Genomic DNA, 22,146 nt, shown 5'->3' on the forward strand with positions numbered 1-22,146 from the left:
CCCTATCGGATCAGTGTGCGGACGAAATCTTCGCCAAGCCCGACCGACTTGCAGTGTGCCGCATATCTGTCCAGCCTGACCAGCACGTCGTCATAACCTTCGGCGTTGCCGTCGTCATCGAGATAGACCAGCGGTCCGAACACGTGGAACAGCGCCTTCATGTGGCCAGCCTCCGGATGCACGTAGAGCGTATGGATATCGCCCGCCGGCTCGAAGATGAAGGTGCCGGGCCGTGCGATCCAGTCGCGCTCACGATAGCCCCAGGTACCCTCCAGCGTCCAACCGGTGACCGGATTGGAATGCCGATGCCGCTCGATGGTGCCGGCGCCCTTGGCCTTGAAGATGCTGACCCAACTGCCGCCCCGCACATCGAACAGCAACGGCAATGTAAAGGCGCTGTCGCCGAAGGGCAGCCAGCGCCGTTCATCCGCCTCCGCATCGGCGACCAGCAACTCGTCAACTCCGTATCTGCTTTCCTGAATGTTGATCAAAGTCCATCCTCCCGTTAAGTTTCACAAGCGGGATTTATCTACTATAGTGGATTTCGTCAACAGAATTGAGAATCGTCGATTTTGCTCGTATGCATTGCCCGAGGAGACGCCATGCCCAAGCTGACCATCACCCGCCGACCTGCCGAACAGAGACTTCGCTCGACCGAAGAGCGACCGGCCGAACTTGGAGCCCGCGTGAAGGAGCTCCGGGTCGCACGGGAATGGACGCTCGAAGAAGCGAGCCAGTGCATCGGCCTGTCGCGCTCGGCGCTATCGAAGATCGAGCGCAACGAGATGTCGCCGACCTTCCACGCCATGCAGAAGCTGGCGGCCGGCTTCTCGCTTGATCTCCTGAGCTTTCTCGCCTCCGGCGAGGCAAGCCCGCCCGCCGGCCGGCGCAGCGTCACCCGCAAGGACGATGGCACCCGCCATGAAACGCCGAATTATGGCTTGCGGCTGCTGATGGAAGAGGTGCGCAACACGGCCTTCATGGTGGTCGAAGTGCTGGTCAGGGCACGGGGGCTCGACCAGTTTCCCGATTGGGACCGGCACGACGACGAGGACTTCATGTATGTCCTCGACGGCGAAATCACCCTCTATACCGAGCACTACGCACCAGCAGTGCTGAAGAGCGGCGACGCTGTCTACTTCGATGCACGCCTCGGCCATGCCTGTATTTCAACCAGCGACGGCGACGCCCGGCTTTTGTGGGTGACCGCTCCGCTCGGCGGACGCTTCAGCCGCTCGGATGAAGACCATGGCGATGGAAAGCTACCGGCATGAAAACTCAGCCGGCGTGGCGCCTTGACACCTCTGCACTCAGCGCAACCTTGTCTTCCGGGGAAAGGTCGTCAGCCGTCTGGACACGGTTGCGCCCGCGTTTCTTGGCGAGATAGAGCGCCTCGTCGGCAGCGGCCAGCAGCGCGCGGGCAGTGCTGCCGTGCTTAGGCGCAAAGGCCAGGCCGACGCTGCTGCCGACGCGCAACATCTGCCCCTCAAGCTCGACCGGCGTCTGTGCATCGATGACAAGGCCCGCAGCCACAGCCGATACGTCCGCATCCTTGCCTGACGAACGATGGATGACCGCAAATTCATCACCGCCCAGGCGGGCAACGGTTCCACGCGCCCCGACCCGCCGGCGGTACCGTTCGGCAATGGCCATCAACACCGCGTCACCCGCCGCGTGCCCATGCCGGTCGTTGACGGCCTTGAACTCGTCCAGATCGGCAAGGATCAGCGCGAATGGGCGGTTTTTCGCGTCGAGGAGCGCGGCGGCCAGCGCATCGTCGAAGCCGCTGCGATTGAGAAGCCCGGTGAGCCGGTCATGTTTTGCCATGTAGAGGTTTCGCGCCTCGCTCTGCTGCAAGGCGGCAAAGACACTGGAGAACCTGAGGGCTACAAAGGCCATCAAAAGCATTGCCAGGATCGCGATGGCGATCACGCTCGGCAGGATCTCCGCCCGCACGAAGCCGCCGGGCGATTTGGGCGTCCAGGCAACGACCAGGCAGGAGGCGTCCAAGCACCGGCCGACGGACACGTGCACGCTATCGGCCGGAAGTTGAGACAGCGGGACGAAGGCAAGGCCAGACACCCCAAGCTTTGCTTCGATCTCCCGCAGCGACTGCGCCGTCAGCGGGCGAACAGAAACCATGAACACCGGTTTGCGGCGATCGGCGGCAAGCTGCAGCGTTTCCGGGATCACCGCCTGGACGACCGCGATGCTCATCTGCCCTTGAACCTCGCGCATATCCACGGCGTGGATGCCGGGTACGATCGGCGTTACCGATTGCCGGTTCGGCTGGGGGATATCGAGCGTATAGGTGCCGCCATTGTTTCTCAGCGCATTGTCATAGCGGCGACGTGCCTCGTCGAGCAGATCATCGACATCGCGAAGCGGGCCTTCGGCCGCCTGCGCGGGGATGGCCAGACCGTCCTTCAATGCTGTCGAAACATGTCCATCGGCATCACCGAAGATCAGCCAGGAGAAACCGTAGTCCTCCCAGAGCCAGCCGGACAATTGTTCGGCCACGAAGGCGTCACTCAGCCGTCCGGTCGCAAGTTCGTCGTAAGTGTCGTCCCAGAAAGAGACCTGCGCCTGGAATTGCACGGCTGCTTCCATCTGGTGGCGCAATTCGTTTGTCACCAGTCTGCGCTCTGCAGAACGGCCGAAACGGTCCGCCTCGACGACGGAACGATTGAGAACGAAGATGAGGCTGGCGATTGTCAGGATCGCAACCAAGGTACAGGCAGCATGAATTGCCCAGACCGCCCTGTTCCGCTTCGGTTGCCGAAACTTTTCCTCGATCACGCCAACGCCCCCTCACCGGACCAGCCGTCAATGGCGAAGGGTGGCACCGATCAGACGCCACCCTAAAGATCAAAGCAGAAATTTAGTTTAAGCAAGCTGGTATTGAAAGCCTTAAAGACTTCAACCGCCTAGTATAAGCCAACAATCTGTAGTCGCACGACCACTAGTTGGGCGAAGAAGATCTACGCAACAGCGAGACGATTTCCTCGTCGCCTTCGTCGCGGGCGAGATCCCGGATCGACCGCGTGCCGCTGCCATCACGCCGATTGGCATCGGCACCTTTTTCGATGAGCAGCTTGACCACGGCGGACCTTCTGTTGACGACGGCGATGGCAAGCGGTGTCATCCAGTCGCTTTGCGGGTTTGGCCGCCCGCGCCCGCGGAATTGGCCGAAGGGTATGTCGAGGAGTTCCGGTTTTTCATCGACGATCGCCATCACCCGTTCGCTCTTGCCGAAGGCGGCGGCTGCAAACAGGTCGAGCGACTGGCTCTCGAGGAAACGAACCATGTCGCCCTTGCCGTTATACTCGGCCCAGCCGATCGGCGGTGCGTGATGATAGGGGTCGCGCGCCATGGCGTTGGCGCCATGCTCGAGCAATAGCTTTGCCATCTCGATATGTCCATGCAACGCCGCCTCGTGCAGCGGCGTTCGCGACGTCATGCGGTTGACGTCGAAGCCGAGCGACAGCATCAGCGCCGCTTGGACTTCACGGTTTTCGCCCGCAGCCTCATGCAGGATCGCGGGATGTGCCGACTGCGTGCGCGAAACGAGCGTTGCATCCCCAGCCACCAGCGCCTTCGCCTGTTCGCCCTTGCCCTCGGCAATCGCTCTCGCCAGGCGATCGACATCGGTAAGTTCCGCAACCGTCGCGCCATGAGCAAGCAGATATTCCGCAAGGGACGCATCGCCGCCAAGCTCCGCCCATTGGTAGGGTGTGCGTCCCTTCACGGTTCGGTTGACGTCCGCACCATGCTCGACGAGCAATCGAACGCGATCGGCCATTCGTTTTTCCAGCGCCCAGGCGAGCTGATAGTCGAAAACACTCTGGCTGTTTTCGATCAGTTCTCCATCCTCGCGCACCAGCCAGTTGTTCCTGTCCTTGGCGCTCAACCCGTGGCGCAGCAACAGCTCGAGGCAGGTATTGTCGGGCTCGAACATGCGATTGTAGAGCGCCTGACTGTCGTTGGCCCTGGCGCCGGCCTTGAGCAGCAGCTCGGCAAAGGCGGTGCAATCAGGGTGTTCCGGTTGCCGCTCCTTGCCCGCTTCGCCTTGGCCGAAGACGCCTGTCAGCGCGGTGAAACGATACTGTCCATCATCCAACCAGAAGGCATTGGCATCGGCACCGCGCGCAACAAGCCGCTCACCGGCTGCAAGCGAAGACCTGCCGGGAACGCGGGCATAGGCGGCATAGAGCAGAGGCTCCCAGTCGTAGGGGCCTGCACGCTTGCCGGCGAGCTTCGGATCCTGATCGAGCCACCGGTCGATAGCGTCGCCATCGCCGAGCGCGGCGGCAACGTGAATACTTTCGCCTGCAATTTCAGGATGCTCTTCGAGCAGAGCTTTCGCCTGGGCATACCGCTCAGGATCGGCGGCTATGTCGCCGAAGTAAGACACAGTCGCGAGCGCCAGGAAGCGGTTGGCAAGCTGCTCGGTGGCAGGCTTGCCCTGCTGAGAGCGCTCGAGGTGCGTTTTCAATCGGGTCCAGCTGGAAAAGCCGAACTCCCGAGCGAGGACCAGTTGGGCATCCTGCAGACCAATCGTGGCCGGTTCGGTGAAATAGGGCAGCGTCCGCTGGCGTGCCGCGGCATCGCCAGCCTTCAGGGCTTTCAGAAAAGCCTTGGCCTGCTTGCGGATGGATTCGAGGGTAGCATTCGCGGGAAGATCGCGCGTGATCATGAAAGACCTCCTTTCATTCACGTCCGGTATCCGCGCCCACAGACTGAAAAGAGGTGTGGCAACCAAGTTCAGTGAAACAGGTGGGTCTGGCCCTTCCCGCGGATCGGGTGCGCCCTGCAAGCGAGACGATCGCTAGCACGCAGTCCGTATTCTTGTCCAGCCTTCTCAGCTTTTCGCTTCGTAGCGAACGAAGGCAAAGCGATCGGCCTTCGGCGACCAGTTGGGAACGTTCATCGTGCCCTGTCCGCCGAAGAGTTCGAACAGGTCGCGCGCATTGCCGCCATCCATCTCCATCAGCCGCAGACGAACGTTCAAGTCCCGCGGATGGTCGAAGACATCGCCGTCGTAGGAGAGAACCAGCAGGTGCTTTCCGTCCGGCGACGGATGCGGGAACCAGTCGCCATAGGGACTGTCGGTAATTCGCTCTACGTCGGAGCCGTCCGGCCGGACACGCCAGATCTGCATGCGCCCGGTGCGGCTGGAGTTAAAGTAGATCCAGGCGCCGTCGGGTGACCAGTCCGGCCCATCGTTACGCCCCTCGCCGTGCGTCAGCCGCCGCTCCTCGCCACCCTCAACCGGGATTGTATAGATATCGAAAACCTGATCGCGAATGCCGCAATAGGTCAGCGTCTGGCCATCGGGCGACCAGCCATGCCAGTAGGACGGCAGGTTCTGTGTTACGAGCCTAGGTTCGCCGCCCGAAGCCGGCAGCAGATAGATCGCCGACTTGCCGAATTCGGTCTTGTCGCTGATCGCGATCGTGCTGCCATCCGGCGAAATACCGTGATCGTTGTTGCAGAGACGGGCAAAGCCGGTCTCGATCTGGACCGGTTCGCCGCCGTCAAGCGGAAGGCGATAGAGCAGCCCATCGCCATTGATGACAAGATGCGTTCCATCAGGCGACCAGTTCGGCGCCTCGACCAACCGGTCGGTCTGCCAGACGACATGCATCTCGCCGCTGACGATGTCGTAGGTTTCAACGGAACTGCGCATCGCATTCTCCTGCCGTCACTGCGGCTATCTGCGTCGTTCGTCCGCCGGCAACATCGCCAACACCTTGACGCAGATCGATTTCATCAGGCCGAATTTGCTCTGGTCTCGCCAGGTCGAAACGAAACCCCAGCCGAGCAGCAACAGGATACAGACAAAGGCGACGCCAACGATGACAATACTGCCGGTCGCAAGACCGTAGATCCCGAACACCGCCGGTGTGGCGAAATAGGCGATCTGTGCCGAAACTGGCCGCCAGCAGAACTATCGCTGAGCGACCACAGCCGGATCAGGTGGACTTCCTCGTCGGTGAACTCTGGCGAGCTCTTGGCGTCGCCCGCCTCATCGCAGACGGCTTTCACCGCCTAGCCCCGGTCGCGGAACCGGTTCGTGATCGGATAGCGCCGGTCACGGCCAAAATTCTTCTTGGTGATCTTCACGCCCGGCGCCGACTGCCGGCGCTTGTACTCCGCGATATAGAGCAGATGCTCGATGCGGTGCACCGTCGCCTCGTCATGACCGCGCGCCACGATCTCTTCCGTGCTCATCTCCTTTTCGACGAGGCATTCGAGAATGTCGTCGAGTACCGGATAGGGCGGCAGCGAATCCTGGTCGGTCTGGTTGGGGCGAAGCTCGGCCGAAGGCGCCTTGTCGATGATGTTCTGCGGGATGACCACACCGGACGGGCCGAGCGCACCGGGGGGCACGGTGGTGTTGCGCCAGCGCGAGATGCCGTAGACCTGCATCTTGTACAAGTCTTTGATCGGATTGAAGCCACCGTTCATATCGCCGTAGAGGGTGGCATAACCGACCGACATTTCCGACTTGTTGCCGGTCGTCACCACCATCGAGCCAAACTTGTTGGAAACCGCCATCAGAATGGTGCCGCGTGTTCGGCTCTGCAGGTTCTCCTCGGTAATGCCGGATTCCGTGCCTTCGAACATATCGGCGAGCGCGCCGAGGAAGCCTTGCACCGGCTCCTCGATCGGCACGATATCGTAGCGGCAGCCGAGCGCTTCAGCGCAGTCCCTGGCGTCCTTGAGCGAATCCTTCGAGGTATAGCGGTAAGGCAGCATGATCGTGCGCACCCGCTCCTCGCCGAGCGCGTCGACGGCAAGGGCCGCACAGATCGCCGAGTCGATACCGCCGGACAGGCCGAGCACGACGTTCTTGAAGCCGTTCTTGTTCACATAATCGCGGAAGCCAAGCATGCAGGCGCGATAATCGGCCTCCTCCCGCTCCGGCAGGCGCGACTGCAGGCCGCTGGCGCAGTGCCAGCCATTGTCACCCTTCTTCCACTCGACGATCGACAGCGCTTCCTCGAACTGGCTCATCTGGAAGGCGAGCGACTTGTCGGTGTTGAAGGCAAAGCTCGCGCCGTCGAACACCAGTTCATCCTGCCCGCCAAGCTGGTTGGCGTAGATCATCGGCAGGCCGGTCTCGATCACCTGCTTCAGCACCACCTGATGGCGCACATCCACCTTGTCGCGATAATAGGGCGAACCGTTCGGCGACAGCAGGATTTCAGCCCCGCTTTCGGCGAGCGTCTCGCACACGCCGAGATCGCCCCAGATATCCTCGCAGATCGGAATGCCGATGCGGATGCCGCGGAAATTGACCGGCCCGGGCATCTCGCCCTGATCGAACACCCGCTTCTCGTCGAACTCGCCATAATTCGGCAGATCAACCTTGTCGCGCACCGCAATGATCTTGCCGCCGTCGAGAACGGCGACGGCATTGTGGCGTCCCGTCTTGGCAAGACGCGGGAAGCCGATAATGACGCCCGGACCACCGTCGGCGGTCTCGCCCGCCAGCTTTTCCACCGCTTGCAGGCAGGCCTTGAGGAAAGCGGGCTTTAGAACCAGATCCTCCGGCGGATAACCGGAAATGAAAAGCTCGGTAAGGAGAAGGAGGTCGGCGCCCTGGCGCGCCGCATCGGCGCGCGCCTCACGCGCTTTCGCCAGATTTCCGGCGATATCGCCGACAGTCGGATTGAGCTGGGCAACAGCGATGCGAAGCAGGGTGGGAGCAGCTTTATGAGCGGTCATGAGCGGGCCTGTCGGTCTGTTCTCGAACGAATGCGTCTGACTTTCGCCCCGATCTTTAGCGCAATCCGCGCCAAAATACCCACAGCCAATCGCAGCGAAGCGAAAAATTCCAAAAAAATTCTGCTATTTCGGATTGTTATCGGCTCCGGTTCGCACACCCTCACGTGACGAAAACCTGTTTCCAAACACCCTGAACAAGCCATTCATCCCCTGTTCAAAATGACAGTCGTATGACAGTTACACGACGCATTGATGAAATTGGAGAAGATGTTGGCTAGTATCGATTCAGCCGTAGCGAGGAGATCACGAGTCTACGCCGATAGACCCGGATTTGCCGTGCGGCACGCCAAGACGCTGACCTCCGCACGCAGCGCACTGCTTTCGCTGTCAATCGCGGCTGCGCTCGTTTTCGCAGTCGAGTTGATCGTGCGCCACTCCCTGGCCGACACGGTTTCCTACTTCCTCGACCCGACGCGCCCCGCCTGGACCACCATCGGTGCATTCTTCCTCATTCTGCTCGCCATCGATGGTGTTTTCGGCCGTGAGCACAAGTCCGCCGTGGTAATCGCGCCGCTGGCGATCATACCGGCCATCATCTGCCAGCAGAAGCAGGTCTTCCTTTCCGACCCGCTCTATCCGACCGACTTTCTCTTCGGTCGCCAGATCCTCGAGCTGATGCCGGTTCTGGTCAAGGACCGCCCGTGGACTGCTGTCGGCATTGCTGTCGGCCTGCTCGCAGCCGTTGCCGCCATCGGGTTGCTCCTCCGCTACGCGTGGCGCAACTTCCCCAAGCTGACGCGCCGCGAGCGCATCGCCCGCGCCGCCTTTGCGTTGCCGCTGCTCTTCGCCTTCTGGAACATCATGGACTACAACCAGTTCTCCTGGATCCGTGATCGCCTGAAGGTCATCCCCATCATGTGGGATCAGACCGAAAACTATCGTCACAACGGCTTTGCGCTGGCGTTCGCGATCAACCTGCCGATGGCCAATGTCAGCGCACCTGCCGGCTACATGGCCGATGCGATCGACCGCATCCCGGTCAAGCCGCTGCCGGCCGGCACGTCCCATCGCAGCAAGCCCGACGTTATCGTGCTGATGAGCGAGTCCTTCTGGGATCCGACCCGTCTGCCGAACGTCAAGCTGTCGCCCGACCCGATGCCGACGATCCGCGAGATGCAGTCCGGCAACGTGTTCTCGCCGGAGTTCGGCGGCATGACGGCGAATGTCGAGTTCGAAGCGCTGACCGGCTTTTCCAACGCCTTCCTGCCCTATGGCAGCATCCCGTACCAGCAATACATCCGCAATCCGATCCCTTCGCTTGCCACCTTCTTCCGTGGCGAGGGTTATGTTTCGCGGGCCATCCACCCGTTCCAGAGCTGGTTCTGGAACCGCACCGCCGTCTACAAGGCCTTCGGTTTCGACACCTTCAAGTCGGAGGAAAACATGCCGCCGATGCAGAAGCGTGGCATCTTCGCCTCGGACGAGTCCCTGACCAACGAGATCATCCGCCAGGCCGATGCCATGGATGACCCGTTCTTCTTCTTCGCGGTCACCTTGCAGGGCCATGGCCCGTATGAGGCCAACCGCTACGCCAAGAACACCATCAAGGTTGAAGGCAACCTGCCCGAAAGCGACCGCCAGGTGCTGGCGACATATGCTCAGGGCATCAAGGAAGCCGACGAGAGCCTGAAGAAGCTGATGGACTGGGCGAAGGAGCGCGACCGCGAGACCATCATCGTGCTGTTCGGCGATCATCTGCCGCCGCTGAACACCGTCTACACCAACACCGGCTTCATGAAGGGCGTGACGGCCGAGCGCAAAGGTCCGAAGGACCAGATGAAGGCGCAGCATGAAACGCCACTCGTCGTCTGGTCGAACAAGACTGGTCCGAAGAAGAATGTCGGTACGATCAGCCCGGCCTTCCTCTCCTACCAGATCCTGAAGCAGTCCGGCTACGAGCATCCCTACTACACCGGCTTCCTCGGCAAGGTGCACGATCAATACCGCGTCGTCGACCGCTACATGCTGATCCGCAAGAACGGCAAGGACGTCGCAGAGTGGTCCCGTCAGCCGAAGGTGCCGGCGCTGCTGCGTGACTATCGCTTCCTTCAGCACGACATGATGTTCGGCAAGCGCTACTCGACGGACCGCTTCTTCAAGTCGCACGCGGATCTTTACGCCGCAGGTTTCTAGTTGGTATCGCCGGAAGACGCGTCGCGTAAACACCGCTCTTGCACAGCGCAGGGTGCCTGAAAGCCTGAATGACAACACAGAACCGGACGGGTGACCGTCCGGTTCTTTTCATCTGAGGTCTCCCGTTGATTTCCTCGCCGAAGTGGTGCGCTAGATATCGCCCGGACCATTCTCGGAGATAGCCATGCCGCATTTCAACGACCTGTCCCAGCACCTGTTCGGCAAGCCGCTTGCCGAACTCGGCGAAATCGAGCGCCGCATCCTTACCCGCGCCAAGGAGAGGCGCACAGTTGCGACGGACACCAACGCCGAGTTCAGCGCCGAGCTTTCCGTCGGCGATCGGCTTGCCGACTTCATCGCCAGGGTTGGCGGCTCCTGGGCCTTCATTCTCAGCTTTTGCGGCTTTTTGGTTGTCTGGGTGATCGTCAACACCGTCTTGCTCATGACCGGGGCATTCGACCCCTACCCCTTCATCTTCCTGAACCTGCTGCTCTCGATGCTGGCGGCATTGCAGGCGCCGGTCATCATGATGTCTCAAAACCGGCAGGCCGAGCGCGACCGCTTCGCTGCGGCAAAGGACTACGAGGTCAATCTGAAATCGGAAGTCGAGTTGATCGCCCTGCATCACAAGGTCGATGACGTGCTGCTGCGCGAAATTGCCGAGTTGCGGTCCGACCTCGCCACTCTCAATCGCCAGCTTGCCCAATACCGGCACATACCTGACAACGACTAGCCGTATCCGGCACGGCTAAAACCCTCAAGAATCTACGCAATTCCTAATTCAATCACAAATATGCATTTTGCACCAATAGGCTATTTCTAGCCATTGAAACAACCTATTCGCGTATCAGAAAATTAATATTTGAAGCGCAGCCTGACGGTGCAGGGACAGAGAAAAAGCAGTCACGGTTCGGTCGGAGTTGCTGAAATGTCCAGAATAACGCGCCTGTTTGGCAGCCGCGATGGCGCTGCCGCAATTGAATTTGCAATCATCGCCCCTCTCTTCTTTCTTTGCGTCCTGACGTTGATCGCCTACGGCATCTACCTCAGCGCCGCCCATTCCATTCAGCAGATCGCTGCCGATGCTGCTCGTACCGCCATTGCAGGCCTTTCGGAAGGCGAGCGCGAACGTCTCGCCACCGACTACATCCAGCGCACCACGATGGATCAATCCTTCATCAAGCCGTCCCGCATGACCGTGACGGTCATGGCCGACGCGAGCAATGCCAACCAGTTCACGGTAAGGATCAAATACGACGCCAGCGATCTGCCGATCTACAACATGTTCACCTTCGCAATGCCGAGCGAGCAGATCGAGCGCTTCGCCACCATCCGCTTGGGAGGCATCTGAAATGGTTCCGAAAGCACCGGCATTGCGCGCGCTCGCCCAATCCAGGCATGGCAATATCGGCATGTCCGCCGCGCTTGTCATGCCGCTGGTTATTGCGTCCATGGGGCTTGGCATCGACTACGGTTATCTCACCGTCCAGAAGCGGGAGATGCAGCAAACTGTCGATCTTGCCGCTATCGCCGCCGCATCGAACGTCTCTTCCGCAGAGCAGGCCGTCCTCAAGTACTTTTCCAACAACAGTCATAATTTCGCAGTCGCGACGCCCACCGGCCTGTTGACCATCGATGGCAAGGTTGTGCGACCAAGCGATGTCGCCACCGCCAAGATCGAAGGTGTGGCAACGGTCACACGCGGGCGTTATGTCCCCGATCCGAACATTGCCGCCGGCCAGCGCTTCGTCAAGAACGCGGCCCCTTCGGATGCCGTCCAGGTTCACCTGCAAAGGAAGGGACAGATCTTCCTCGCCTCGGTCTTCGCCGAGCCACCGGATCTCAATGTCGTCGGAACGGCCGCAAGCTCGAAAATTGCCGCCTTTTCTGTCGGATCCCGCCTTGCCAGCCTGAACGATGGCCTCCTCAACGCCATACTCGGCCAGATGCTCGGCACCACCATCTCACTGAAGGTGATGGACTACACCGCCCTGATCGACGCGGATATCGACATCCAGCCGTTCCTGAAGATCATTGCGACCAAGCTCAGCCTCAAAACCGCCTCCTATGAAGACGTGCTCGACGCCAAACTGACGATGCCACAGCTGCTGTCGTCCATGCGGCTGTTCCAGGGACTGTCGGGAACCGTCAACTCAGCGCTCAAGACCATCGAGCTGGCGACGGCCAACAACAGGAAGACCTTTACTCTGGCGCAGATACTCAATCTTGATCCCAAGAAAGACCTGAGGATCGATGCCGGTTCAGACTGGACGATGAAGGTCAGCGCCCTGCAGATTGTCTCCGCCGCGGCCGCCATTGCCAACGGCCAAAACCAGATCGCGCTGAATGCGGTCGCCGGGTTGCCGGGAATAGCGTCGGCGACCGTCAAACTGGCGATCGGCGAACCGCCGGTCGAGACGCCAAGCCATCGCCTCGGCACGCCAGGTACTGCGGTCCGCACGGCACAGACCCGCCTTGCCGTCGAAGTAGGCGTAGACGGGCTGGCCGCCCTTGCCGGTATCCGTATTCGTTTGCCGATCTACGTGGAGCTAGCCCACGCCGAAGCCAAACTCTCCGATATCCGCTGCTACGGCGGCAAGCCGGAGAATGCAGCCGTGGTCGTCGATGCGGTTCCGGGCGTCGCTGAAATCGCGATCGGCGACGTCAACCCGAAGGTGCTTTCGAGCTTTTCGTCCGATGCCCGCGTCGAGCGCGCCCGCATCGTCGACGCACTGGTGGTCAAGATCGACGCGATCGCCCACATCGAGGCGCAAAACCTTCAGGCGTCCCGCCTCACCTTTAGCCCTGCCGAGGTCGCCGCGCGTTCGATCAAGAGCGTATCGACCAAGGACATCCTCTCGTCGACGACGAAGACGCTGCTCAACAATCTGGATCTGAACATCCAGGTCTTGTTCCTGACGCTTGGCAGCCCGACGATCCTGCAACAGGCGCTGGCCCAGACGCTGGGAGCCGTCACAAAACCGGTGGACGATCTGCTCTACAACCTGTTGCTCCTGGTCGGGGTGCGGGTGGGCGAAGCCGATGTTCGCGTCACTGGGGTCAAGTGCCAACCACCAGTGCTCGTGCAGTAACACCACCCCGGAAAATGCGATGGGGCTGGCGACGGAAAAATCCTTTGACCTGCTCTTTCGAACAAAATGGCGGCTTCACACGTTATGAGCAAGGTAAAGCTGCTAAAAGCAGTAGAGTTGAGTAGTATCGAGGCAGGCGTGGCGAGGGATCGGCCTCCGAAGCCTACGCGAAACATCGTCGGGAGACGTGCACGACACATGCATTTGGTGGCAAAACAGGGGGATGCTGCACCGGAAAAACCGCCCGCCTTTACGGCGGATGGAATTTTGCGCAACCCGCTGCTGCGCGAGACGCTGCAGATCAGCGCCCGCGATCTGATGGCCGTCTATGACATCTTTCCGCGTGTGGCTCGTCTGGTCGCCTCCCATCAGAAATGGATTTTGAGCCAGGCCGCCTATGCGCTTCATCTCGAGCGCGATCCGACGCATCCGGATTCCGGCATTACAGCGGCGCGACTGTTGAAGTTCATGCGTGATACCGGCGGTGCAAGTCGAAACACGGCAGCCGCATTCCTGGCCGAACTGCTCGCCTACAAATTGCTGCGCGATGTCAGCGGCGAACGGACGAACAAGAAGGTTCGCCCGCTCGAACCGACGGAAGTCAGCGAGAGCGCCATGATGCGCTGGTTCATGAGCCAGATGGGTACGCTCGATCGCCTCGATGGTGGCAATCGGCTGGAACACGTTGAGGCCGACACCTCCGTCCTTGTACGCACGCAGCCGATTGCGGCAAGAATGCTCCTGTCCGACAAGAATTGGAGCGAGCCTCCCGAAGGTGTCGCCATCTTCGCCTGGACCGAATGCGGAGGCTTGCTGCTCGATGACCTGATGGCGCGCCCGAAAAGCCTGACGCCCGTGGACGGGAAGGTTTGGCTGGAACTCAACCTGGCCGAGCTCGCCAACCATTACACCATCTCCAACACCCATGTCCGCAGACTGTTTACCAAGGCGCAGGACTCCGGCTACATCGGCCGATCGAACGACGGTTCGCGCGGTCGCTTCTGGATGAGCATCCGGCTGGTCGACGAATACTGTCGGTGGCAGGCCGTCAAGCTTGCCGCGCTGGCCAACGCCTATGAGCGAGCCACGGACGGTGCGGTGCGGCTCGCAAAATAGTCCCCGTCTTTCTTGCGGCGAAATCGACATGCGCGTCGGAACGATAGGAAATCTGTCGGCGATTGCCTGCCCCTGCCTTAACCTGCCGGTTTTCCCTTCGGCCGATTGCGATCTAGGCTGCTGTCCCTGTGAACACGCCTGGCCTCGTCGGCACGATTTCGACCCCGTGGCGCTCCAGTTCGGGCCCGTGCTCCCGAAAGACCCTGTTCCAGGTCGCCACATCGGCGATTCCGACAAAATTCGTCGCGCGTGCCCCGTCTTCGCGCACACGAATCTCGCTGATCAGCCGGCTCTTCCAACACTCGCTCGTGGCCGGGGTATCGGCCAAGAACACGAATGCGACCACCCGATCAGGGCGGTGAGCAGCAAGGTATGCCAGGAGCGTGTCGGACAGCGCGCGATGGGGCGCATTGATCGTAGCGCAGACCATATTCTCCGCAAACTCATCGTCCGACATGGCCTTCGCCCTTCCTCTCTTCTGACGAACACGGCGTCGCAGCGAACCTGTGACAGGTTGACCTTTCGCCACAAACACTTTCCACGGCCGCGCCCGGTTTAGGCAATCGCGGGCTCGGTGAAAGACTTTAGCGGTGCGCGCATCGCTGGGCAAACGCAACCAATATTCAATCGGCATTCGTCCGTTCGGCTCCGGCCAGTCAGAACCACGGTACCTGCTCTCTCAACTCCAAGCTTGCCGGGCGCAGGTGCCGTTATTTTTCAGCGGACAGTTGACCCGTCCCCGGGGCCAGGACCGATAAAGATCGCGGTGAACAGGAAGAGGTGATTCGTGAGTGACTCCACGTGTTTCTTGACTGCAACCGAGGCCGCCAAGCGCCTTGGCGTCTCGATCAAGGCATTACGCCTCTATGAGCAACATGGGTTGATCGCGCCTGTGCGGACTTCGGCAGGATGGCGGACCTATGGCCCGGTGCAAATGGCGCGCGCGGGCGAGATCGCAGCCCTGCGCTCGCTCGGCCTCACCCTGGCACAGATCCGACGCGTGCTCGATGGCGGTGCGCGCGAGCTTGGCCCTGCCCTGGCGCAGCAGCAGGGGCTGCTGGAGGCGCGGGCGCAGGATCTGCATGAGACAGTCGCAAAGGTCCGGCGTCTCCGCCGAGATCTGGCAAGCGATGCGGACAATGCGCCCGACTTGCAGCAACTGGTACAAGGGGAGCCGTCATCCGGCAATCCCGCGGTCGCCTTCAACCTGCCATGGCCATGGGGCGGTGAGGCGTTCAGCCTTCAGACGATCCGTCCGCTGACCTACATCATCGGACCGCTCGGCAGCGGCAAGACACGGTTGGCCAAAGCCATTGCCACGGCCCTGCCCGGCGCGGTCTTCGTGGGCCTCGATCGGCTGGAGGAGATAAACGGCGAGGCCACTCTCCGGCGGCTCGAGGTCGAACCTCGGCTAAAATCACGCATAGACACCGTTCTTGCGCGACTACTGGACGACGGCGCCGTCGCATCGCCACCTTTGACTGCTTTGTTGGTGGCATTGGAAGGGGATGCCGAGGCATTCGTAGTCGATATGGTCGAACAGGGCCTCGATGCCGCTTCGCAAACCGCCTTGCTAAAGCACCTGCGTCACCACCGTACCGACCGGCGGCCGATCCTCATGTTGACCCGATCCAATGCCGTCCTTGACCTGGCCGCTCTCGGACCAGAAGAAACCGTCATTCTGTGCCCGGCCAACCATAGCCCGCCGACCGAGGTCGCGCCCTATCCGGGTGCCCCAGGCTACGAGACCGTCGCCAACTGCCTGGCGTCGCCGGAGGTCCGTGCGCGGACGCAAGGTGTCATCGCCTGGCGGCCGGAAGTGGCCTGAAGGCTTTTACGGTCGCCCTGCGTCAAACTTCGGCAGCTCGTCGTCGATGCCATAGAAATCGCCCTTGTCGGCGCAATAGATGTGATAGCCGGGTTTGAGGTCCGTCGGCTTTTCAAAGGCGCCGGCCATGATCGACGTGTAGTCGAGCCCATCGGCTTTCCAGAACAGGGCCGACCCGCAATGACGGCAGAAGCCCCGTTGAGCGCCGTCGCTCGAGCGATACCAGGTGACATCCTCAGCGCCTTCCAGCTCCAGGTCGCGATCCAGCACATTGGTCGCGGCATAATAGAGGCCCGTCTGCTTGCGGCATTGCGTGCAATGGCAAAAGATCAGCTCGCGTAGCTCTCCCCGCGTCTTGAAGCGCACCGCAGTGCAGAGACAGCTGCCGCTGTGGATGTCCGACATGGTCCCCCGACCTCCCTCAATGAAAAATGCCGGGCCAGCTTCGCGAGCGGGCCCGGCATTGTCAATTTCATAGCAGTCGCCCGACAGTCAGAAAAACTGAACCGTGCGGCGCTGCGTCAGGATCAGCCGTTGACGACCAGCTTCTTCTCGTCGCGTCCGCCCTTCATGCGCTCGGCCAGCAAGAACGCCAGTTCCAGCGCCTGGTCCGCGTTCAGGCGCGGATCGCAATGGGTGTGGTAGCGATCAGCCAGATCGTCGCCCGAAAGCGCGCGCGCACCGCCCGTGCATTCGGTGACATCGTTGCCGGTCATCTCGATATGGATGCCGCCCGGATGCGAACCTTCCGCACGGTGGATCTGGAAGAAGCTCTCGACTTCCGACAGGATCCGCTCGAACGGACGGGTCTTGTAGTTGTTGAGCGTGATCGTGTTGCCGTGCATCGGGTCGCAGGACCAGACGACCTTCTTGCCCTCGCGCTCGACCGCGCGGATGAGGCGCGGCAGGTGCTCGGCAACCTTGTCGTGGCCGAAGCGGCAGATCAGCGTCAGGCGGCCGGCTTCATTGGCCGGGTTGAGCAGATCGATCAGTTCCAGCAGGCCGTCGGCCGTCAGCGACGGACCGCACTTCAGGCCGAGCGGATTCTTGATGCCACGGCAGTACTCGATATGGGCGTGATCGGGCTGGCGGGTACGGTCGCCGATCCAGATCATGTGGCCCGAGGTCGCATACCAGTCGCCCGAGGTGGAGTCGACGCGCGTCAGCGCCTGCTCGTAGCCGAGCAGCAGCGCCTCATGGCTGGTGAAGAAATCGGTCTCGCGCAGGCTCGGGTGGTTTTCCGAGGTGATGCCGATCGCCTTCATGAAATCCATGGTCTCGGAGATCCGGTCGGCGAGCTTGCGGTAGCGCTCTGCCTGCGGGCTGTCCTTGACGAAGCCAAGCATCCACTGGTGCACGTTGTCGAGGTTGGCATAGCCACCCATCGCGAATGCGCGCAGAAGGTTGAGCGTGGCAGCCGACTGGCGGTAGGCCATGATCTGGCGTTCCGGATCCGGAACGCGTTCGGCTTCCGTGAACTCGATGCCATTGATGATGTCGCCACGGTAGCTCGGCAGCTCGACGTCGCCCTGCTTCTCGATGTTGGACGAGCGCGGCTTGGCGAACTGGCCGGCGATACGGCCGACTTTCACCACCGGCTGCTGTGCACCAAACGTCAGGACCACGGCCATCTGCAGGAACGCGCGGAAGAAGTCGCGGATCGTGTCGGCACCATGCTCGGCAAAGCTCTCGGCGCAATCGCCGCCCTGCAGCAGAAAGCCGCGGCCCTCGGCAACATTGGCAAGTGCGCTCTTCAGACGCCGCGCTTCACCGGCAAACACCAGCGGCGGATACTTCGCGAGCTTCGCTTCCGTTGCCGTCAATGCAGCAAGGTCCGGATAGTCCGGCACCTGCTGGATGGGTTTCTGCCGCCAGCTATTCGGAGTCCAAGTCTGTGCCATTTCGATCACCTGTTGTCTGCCGCGGACTGCGGTCCGCGCGGGTCGCGCCCTGACGGCTTTGATACCGCCCGGTATTCGGAAATTTCACTGCGTCCGCGCCCTGCTCCAGCGCTTGGCCCAAGCCTTGGCGCCCGCCCGAAGCCGGTCACTTCGCGGATGCGGGCTTATAGACGTTAAGCGATGGCTTGGAAAGACATCCTACCAGAATTCATGGCTTTCAGCGCCAGGCAAAGCGAAGCGGCGGCGGGCTCAGTTGACCCGCTCGCCCTTGTGCACTCGATAGGACGGCGCATACATCGTCACGAGTTCTTCGGATGCGGTCGGATGAACGGCCATCGTCCGGTCGAAATCGTCCTTGGTGCATCCGGCTTTGAGCGAAATGCCAAGCAACTGCGCCATCTCGCCGGCGTCGTGGCCGAGGATATGCGCACCCAGCACTTTGCGGTCGGCAGCGTTGACGATCAGCTTCATGATCGTCTTTTCCTTGCGACCGGAAAGCGTCGCCTTCATCGGCCGGAACTCGGCGCGATAGACTTCCAGGTCCTCGAACTGGCGTCCGGCCTGCTCTTCGCTGAGGCCGACCGTGCCGATTTCAGGCTGGGAGAATACGGCCGTTGCGATCAGGTCATGATCGGGGGAGACGGGGTTGTTCTTGTACTCGGTCTGGATGAAGCACATCGCCTCGTGGATCGCGACCGGCGTCAGTTGCACGCGATCGGTGACGTCGCCAAGCGCATAGATGCCAGGCGCGCTAGTGCGCGAGAAAGCATCGACAATGATCGCACCACGCTCATCCGTCTTCACGCCGGCGCTTTCAAGCCCCAGACCCTTGGTGTTCGGCACGCGGCCGAGCGCCAGCATCACCTGGTCGACGGCGATCTCGCCGTGCTTCATCGTCTGCGCCACACGTTTGCCGTCGGCGTCGACAGCCACGGACTGGATGATGTCCTCGCAAATGATCCGGATACCCTTCCCTTCCATCGCCGCGTGCAGACCGCGGCGCATATCCTGGTCGAAGCGCGACAGGATTTCCTTGCCGCGATAGATCAGCGTCGTCTCGACGCCGAGACCGTGGAAGATGTTGGCGAACTCGACAGCGATATAGCCGCCGCCGGCGATCAGGATCGACTTCGGCAGTTCCGCAAGGTCGAAGGCCTCGTTGGAGGAAATGCAGAGTTCGTGTCCCGGCAGCGCGTCGTGCGGCGTCGGATGGCCACCGACGGCAATGACGATGCGCTCGGCGGTGACGGTCTTGCCGGTGTCGAGCAGACGAACGGTGTTCGGGCCGACGAGTTCTGCCCGGGTGCGCAGGATCTCGGCGCCGGCATTGGCGAGCCCCTTCTGGTAGAGACCTTCAAGCCGCGTGATTTCCTGCTCCTTGGCGGCGACGAGCTTATGCCAATCGAAGCGGCTTTCACCGACCGTCCAGCCAAACCCGGCCGCATCCTCGAAGTGCTCGGCGTATTGCGACGCGTAGACGTAGAGCTTCTTCGGCACGCAGCCACGGATGACGCAGGTGCCGCCGTAACGGAATTCTTCGGCGATTGCGACCTTCTTGCCCAGGCTCGCCGCCAGCCGACCGCTTCTGACGCCACCGGAGCCGCCACCGATCACGAAGAGGTCATAGTCGAAAGCGGGCATGGGCGAACTCCTGAAGGTCGTGCAAACGGAAATTGGGATCATGGGAGCACCGTCCGGTCGGCATTTCGCCGACGGCATGCCCCGCCCGGGGTGGGAGCCCCGTTGCAGGCACATATAGTGTTGCACTGCAGAAAAAGAAAAGCCCGGATTGCTCCGGGCTCTTCAAAACGTGATGACTTTGTCGGGCTGGCCCAAGGTCAGTTCAACTGGCCTCAGATTATCTCAGATTATTGAGCCGGCGTCGCCGGCGTGCCTTCAACAAGCGCCGGGGCCGACGTGCCGACCTTGGCGTCAAGCGACTTCGTCGCTTCCGTGTTCAGATCGCGCGACACACCAGCTGCCCAGATGTCGGCAGCCTTCAACAGTTCGCGCGAAGCGATCGGGCCATCGTTCAGAAGCTTCTTGCCGGCCGTCGAGTTGTAGAACTCGGAAATGGCGTTCAGTTCTTCCAGCGTGAAGGTCTTGGCGTAGATCGTCGCAGCTTCGTTTTCGAGGTCGGCGCGGCGTGCAGCCAAGGTCAGAGCCTTCTCGTCGACGGTCGCGGTGATCAGCTCCTGGAAGTTCGGCGAAGCCTGGATCAGCGTGTTCTTCAGGCGCTCGGCGAGGTTCGGCAGGATGTTGTCAAAGCTGTTGGTGACACCAAGTGCCGCGATGGTCGCGCGAGCAGCCTTGATCTGTTCTTCGGACACGTCCTGAGCCTGGACTGCCGGAATGGATGCAGAAAGGAGAACCGCGGTGGCTGCGAAAGTGCGGACAAGACCTGCGAGTTTGTTCATTTTTATCCATGCTCCTGTGTTTGTCGCATGCTGCCCGGGCGATTGCCGCCGCCAGGCCCGCATGTGTGGTAACCTGTTTTCTTCACCGTCCCGGCTCCTGGCGGAGCCACGGGAATCGGCTCAAGACGCGGTCAGAATGCGTGCCTCTTCCGGTCCAGCAATAATTGCCAGCGAAGCGATGCCGATGAAAAGTCCATGCTCAACGACGCCGGGAATGGCATTCAGCTCTCCCGCGAGCGCATCTGCATCAGGAATACGGCCAAAAGATGCATCAAGAATGAGGTGTCCGCCATCGGTCTTGAAGGGGCCGTCGCCTGAATTGCGCACGGAAATTTCGCCGGTAAGGCCGAGCCGCGAAGCCACCTTTTCAATGGCGATCCGCGTTGCCACCTGACCGAAGGGATTGACCTCGATCGGCAGCTTGAACGCGCCGAGAACGTCGACGACTTTCGATTCGTCGGCAATCACGATCATGCGCCTGGAAGCAGCCGCGACGATCTTTTCACGCAACAGCGCGCCGCCGCCACCCTTGATCAGCCGCAGGCGGCCGTCGACCTCGTCGGCGCCGTCGATCGTCAGATCGAGTTCGGGAAGTTCGTCCAGCGACTTCAGTTGCACGCCCAGTTCCAGGCAGAGCCGTGCCGTGCGCTCGGAGGTCGGAACACCCTCGATGCGAAAACCTGAGGCGACCTTTTCGGCCAGCAGCCGAACGAATTCCTCCGCCGTCGACCCCGTGCCGATGCCAAGCCGCATGCCGTCTTCGACATGTTCGAGCGCCGCTGCCGCGGCTTTGATTTTCATTTGGCGGGCGTCCATGCGCCAGTCGCTCCCTTATGTTCACCGGATGTGCATGTGGTAAGCCCACCTTTGTCATCCGTTTTCCGCTGAGACACTTACACGCCCCAAGCTGCAAACAAAAGCCAAATTCAAAAGCGCCGCCCGGATTCCCGCACCCTTCCCACGCACACTTGCCATTGCATTCCGGCGCAACTTCGCCTACCCGAACGGCAACCCTATCCCGCTACGCGAGGTTCTCTCCTTGTCTTCTCCCATTGTCGTCTTTGATCTCGACGGAACTCTTGTCGATACGGCGCCGGATCTGGTGGCGAGCCTCAACCATGCGGTGACCCAGGCCGGCGTCGAGCCCGTCACGTACCGCGACCTCACCCACCTCGTCGGCCATGGCGCCCGCGCGATGATCGAGCGCACGTTCGCCATGCGCAACAAGCCGCTCGATGAAGATGCGCTCGCCTGGCAGATGAAGGAATTCGTCGACTTCTATCATGGCTCGATGCCCGGTGATTCCCTTCCCTATCCCGGCATGCTCGATGCGCTCGACCGGCTGGCTGCAGCCGGGTTCAAGCTCGCCGTCTGCACCAACAAGCCGGAAATGCTGGCAAATCGCCTGCTTGAGCGCCTCGGCCTTCTCGATCGCTTCGCTGCGGTGTCGGGCGGTGACACGTTCGAGATCCGCAAGCCGGACGCGGACCATCTGCTGCGCACGATCGCCAATGCCGGGGGGTGCGCCCAGCACTCGGTGATGGTCGGTGACAGCCTCAACGATATCCTCGTCGCCCGCAACGCCGTGGTCCCATCGATCGCCGTCCCGTTCGGCTATTCCGACGTTCCGATCGAGAGCCTTGAGCCGACGATCATCATCCAGCACTTCGACGAATTGACGCCGGAACTGGTCACGGGACTTTTCAACGGCAAGTGAATTGCGGCCCCGGAGCCGGCTTGGAAGACCCAAGTCGCTTCACGGCAACGGTTGACTTCATCGCCAAGACGGATCGCAGGACTGGCGATGCCCGATGGGTTGGCGGACGCGCACCAAAGCGACGTGACAGCCCCTCCTTCGCCGACCG

The 22,146-nt window shown here is 61.3% G+C and carries 20 protein-coding genes; 8 read left to right on the plus strand and 12 right to left on the minus strand.

Going from position 1 to position 22,146, the window contains the following annotated elements:
- Window positions 1–2 precede the first annotated feature (2 nt).
- A complete protein-coding gene (locus LPJGGPFB_RS12065; RefSeq protein ID WP_112834168.1) occupies window positions 3–491 on the minus strand; it encodes a 2,4'-dihydroxyacetophenone dioxygenase family protein in 489 nt (162 codons plus the stop codon).
- A 111-nt stretch (window positions 492–602) separates the two neighbouring features.
- Between LPJGGPFB_RS12065 and LPJGGPFB_RS12070 the strand changes: the two genes are divergently transcribed.
- Complete coding sequence (locus LPJGGPFB_RS12070) at window positions 603–1,274, plus strand: helix-turn-helix domain-containing protein (protein WP_173420120.1); 672 nt, start codon at window positions 603–605, stop codon at window positions 1,272–1,274.
- A 4-nt stretch (window positions 1,275–1,278) separates the two neighbouring features.
- Here LPJGGPFB_RS12070 and LPJGGPFB_RS12075 read toward each other — a convergent pair whose 3' ends face one another.
- From LPJGGPFB_RS12075 to LPJGGPFB_RS12095, 5 genes are all read right to left on the minus strand, one after another.
- A complete protein-coding gene (locus LPJGGPFB_RS12075; protein ID WP_173420121.1) occupies window positions 1,279–2,799 on the minus strand; it encodes a diguanylate cyclase domain-containing protein in 1,521 nt (506 codons plus the stop codon).
- A gap of 163 nt (window positions 2,800–2,962) precedes the next feature.
- Window positions 2,963–4,696 carry an ankyrin repeat domain-containing protein gene (locus LPJGGPFB_RS12080; RefSeq protein ID WP_173420122.1) on the minus strand — a complete coding sequence of 578 codons (1,734 nt, stop codon included), beginning with the start codon at window positions 4,694–4,696 and terminating at the stop codon, window positions 2,963–2,965.
- Window positions 4,697–4,861: 165 nt separating this feature from the next.
- Entirely contained in the window at window positions 4,862–5,689 is an 828-nt protein-coding gene (locus LPJGGPFB_RS12085; protein WP_173420123.1) for a TolB family protein, read from the minus strand.
- A gap of 24 nt (window positions 5,690–5,713) precedes the next feature.
- Window positions 5,714–5,899: a hypothetical protein gene (locus LPJGGPFB_RS12090; protein WP_173420124.1), complete on the minus strand. Its 186-nt coding sequence runs from the start codon at window positions 5,897–5,899 to the stop codon at window positions 5,714–5,716.
- 152 nt (window positions 5,900–6,051) lie between these two features.
- Window positions 6,052–7,734 (minus strand): NAD+ synthase, encoded by a 1,683-nt coding sequence (locus LPJGGPFB_RS12095; protein WP_173420125.1) that lies wholly within the window; start codon window positions 7,732–7,734, stop codon window positions 6,052–6,054.
- A 270-nt stretch (window positions 7,735–8,004) separates the two neighbouring features.
- On the opposite strand from LPJGGPFB_RS12095, the gene LPJGGPFB_RS12100 reads away from it, so the two are divergent.
- The 5 genes from LPJGGPFB_RS12100 to LPJGGPFB_RS12120 all read left to right on the plus strand — a co-directional run bounded on the left by LPJGGPFB_RS12100 (window position 8,005) and on the right by LPJGGPFB_RS12120 (window position 14,135).
- Window positions 8,005–9,927, plus strand: a complete 1,923-nt coding sequence (locus LPJGGPFB_RS12100) for an LTA synthase family protein (protein ID WP_173420126.1) — start codon at window positions 8,005–8,007, stop codon at window positions 9,925–9,927.
- Window positions 9,928–10,111: 184 nt separating this feature from the next.
- The gene (locus tag LPJGGPFB_RS12105; RefSeq protein ID WP_173420127.1) at window positions 10,112–10,660 is read left to right on the plus strand and encodes a DUF1003 domain-containing protein; all 549 of its coding nucleotides are present in this window, start codon (window positions 10,112–10,114) and stop codon (window positions 10,658–10,660) included.
- Window positions 10,661–10,855: 195 nt separating this feature from the next.
- Window positions 10,856–11,278, plus strand: coding sequence for a TadE/TadG family type IV pilus assembly protein (locus LPJGGPFB_RS12110; RefSeq protein WP_173420128.1), 423 nt, complete (start codon window positions 10,856–10,858; stop codon window positions 11,276–11,278).
- 1 nt (window position 11,279) lies between these two features.
- Entirely contained in the window at window positions 11,280–13,019 is a 1,740-nt protein-coding gene (locus tag LPJGGPFB_RS12115) for a TadG family pilus assembly protein (protein WP_173420129.1), read from the plus strand.
- Window positions 13,020–13,217: 198 nt separating this feature from the next.
- On the plus strand, window positions 13,218–14,135 hold the full coding sequence (locus LPJGGPFB_RS12120) for a helix-turn-helix domain-containing protein (protein WP_173420130.1): 918 nt from the start codon (window positions 13,218–13,220) through the stop codon (window positions 14,133–14,135).
- Window positions 14,136–14,247: 112 nt separating this feature from the next.
- Here the strand turns inward: LPJGGPFB_RS12120 and LPJGGPFB_RS12125 are convergent, their stop codons facing one another.
- Window positions 14,248–14,592, minus strand: a complete 345-nt coding sequence (locus LPJGGPFB_RS12125) for a hypothetical protein (protein WP_173420131.1) — start codon at window positions 14,590–14,592, stop codon at window positions 14,248–14,250.
- A gap of 330 nt (window positions 14,593–14,922) precedes the next feature.
- Here LPJGGPFB_RS12125 and LPJGGPFB_RS12130 point away from each other — a divergent pair, with 330 nt between their 5' ends.
- The gene (locus LPJGGPFB_RS12130) at window positions 14,923–15,963 is read left to right on the plus strand and encodes a MerR family transcriptional regulator (RefSeq protein WP_173420132.1); all 1,041 of its coding nucleotides are present in this window, start codon (window positions 14,923–14,925) and stop codon (window positions 15,961–15,963) included.
- Between the two features lie 6 nt (window positions 15,964–15,969).
- Here LPJGGPFB_RS12130 and LPJGGPFB_RS12135 read toward each other — a convergent pair whose 3' ends face one another.
- The 5 genes from LPJGGPFB_RS12135 to rpiA all read right to left on the minus strand — a co-directional run bounded on the left by LPJGGPFB_RS12135 (window position 15,970) and on the right by rpiA (window position 21,097).
- Window positions 15,970–16,368, minus strand: coding sequence for a GFA family protein (locus tag LPJGGPFB_RS12135; RefSeq protein WP_173420133.1), 399 nt, complete (start codon window positions 16,366–16,368; stop codon window positions 15,970–15,972).
- Between the two features lie 122 nt (window positions 16,369–16,490).
- Window positions 16,491–17,864, minus strand: coding sequence for a class II 3-deoxy-7-phosphoheptulonate synthase (locus tag LPJGGPFB_RS12140; RefSeq protein WP_077503918.1), 1,374 nt, complete (start codon window positions 17,862–17,864; stop codon window positions 16,491–16,493).
- Between the two features lie 249 nt (window positions 17,865–18,113).
- A complete protein-coding gene (gene gor / locus LPJGGPFB_RS12145) occupies window positions 18,114–19,505 on the minus strand; it encodes a glutathione-disulfide reductase (RefSeq protein ID WP_173420134.1) in 1,392 nt (463 codons plus the stop codon).
- Between the two features lie 227 nt (window positions 19,506–19,732).
- Window positions 19,733–20,281: a DUF2059 domain-containing protein gene (locus LPJGGPFB_RS12150; protein WP_173420135.1), complete on the minus strand. Its 549-nt coding sequence runs from the start codon at window positions 20,279–20,281 to the stop codon at window positions 19,733–19,735.
- Between the two features lie 120 nt (window positions 20,282–20,401).
- Window positions 20,402–21,097, minus strand: coding sequence for a ribose-5-phosphate isomerase RpiA (gene rpiA, locus LPJGGPFB_RS12155; RefSeq protein ID WP_173420136.1), 696 nt, complete (start codon window positions 21,095–21,097; stop codon window positions 20,402–20,404).
- A gap of 223 nt (window positions 21,098–21,320) precedes the next feature.
- Between rpiA and LPJGGPFB_RS12160 the strand changes: the two genes are divergently transcribed.
- Window positions 21,321–21,998, plus strand: a complete 678-nt coding sequence (locus LPJGGPFB_RS12160; RefSeq protein ID WP_173420137.1) for an HAD family hydrolase — start codon at window positions 21,321–21,323, stop codon at window positions 21,996–21,998.
- Window positions 21,999–22,146: the final 148 nt, after the last annotated feature.

The organism is Ensifer adhaerens (assembly GCF_013283195.1).
GTDB classification, from domain to species: Bacteria; Pseudomonadota; Alphaproteobacteria; order Rhizobiales; family Rhizobiaceae; genus Ensifer; species Ensifer adhaerens_G.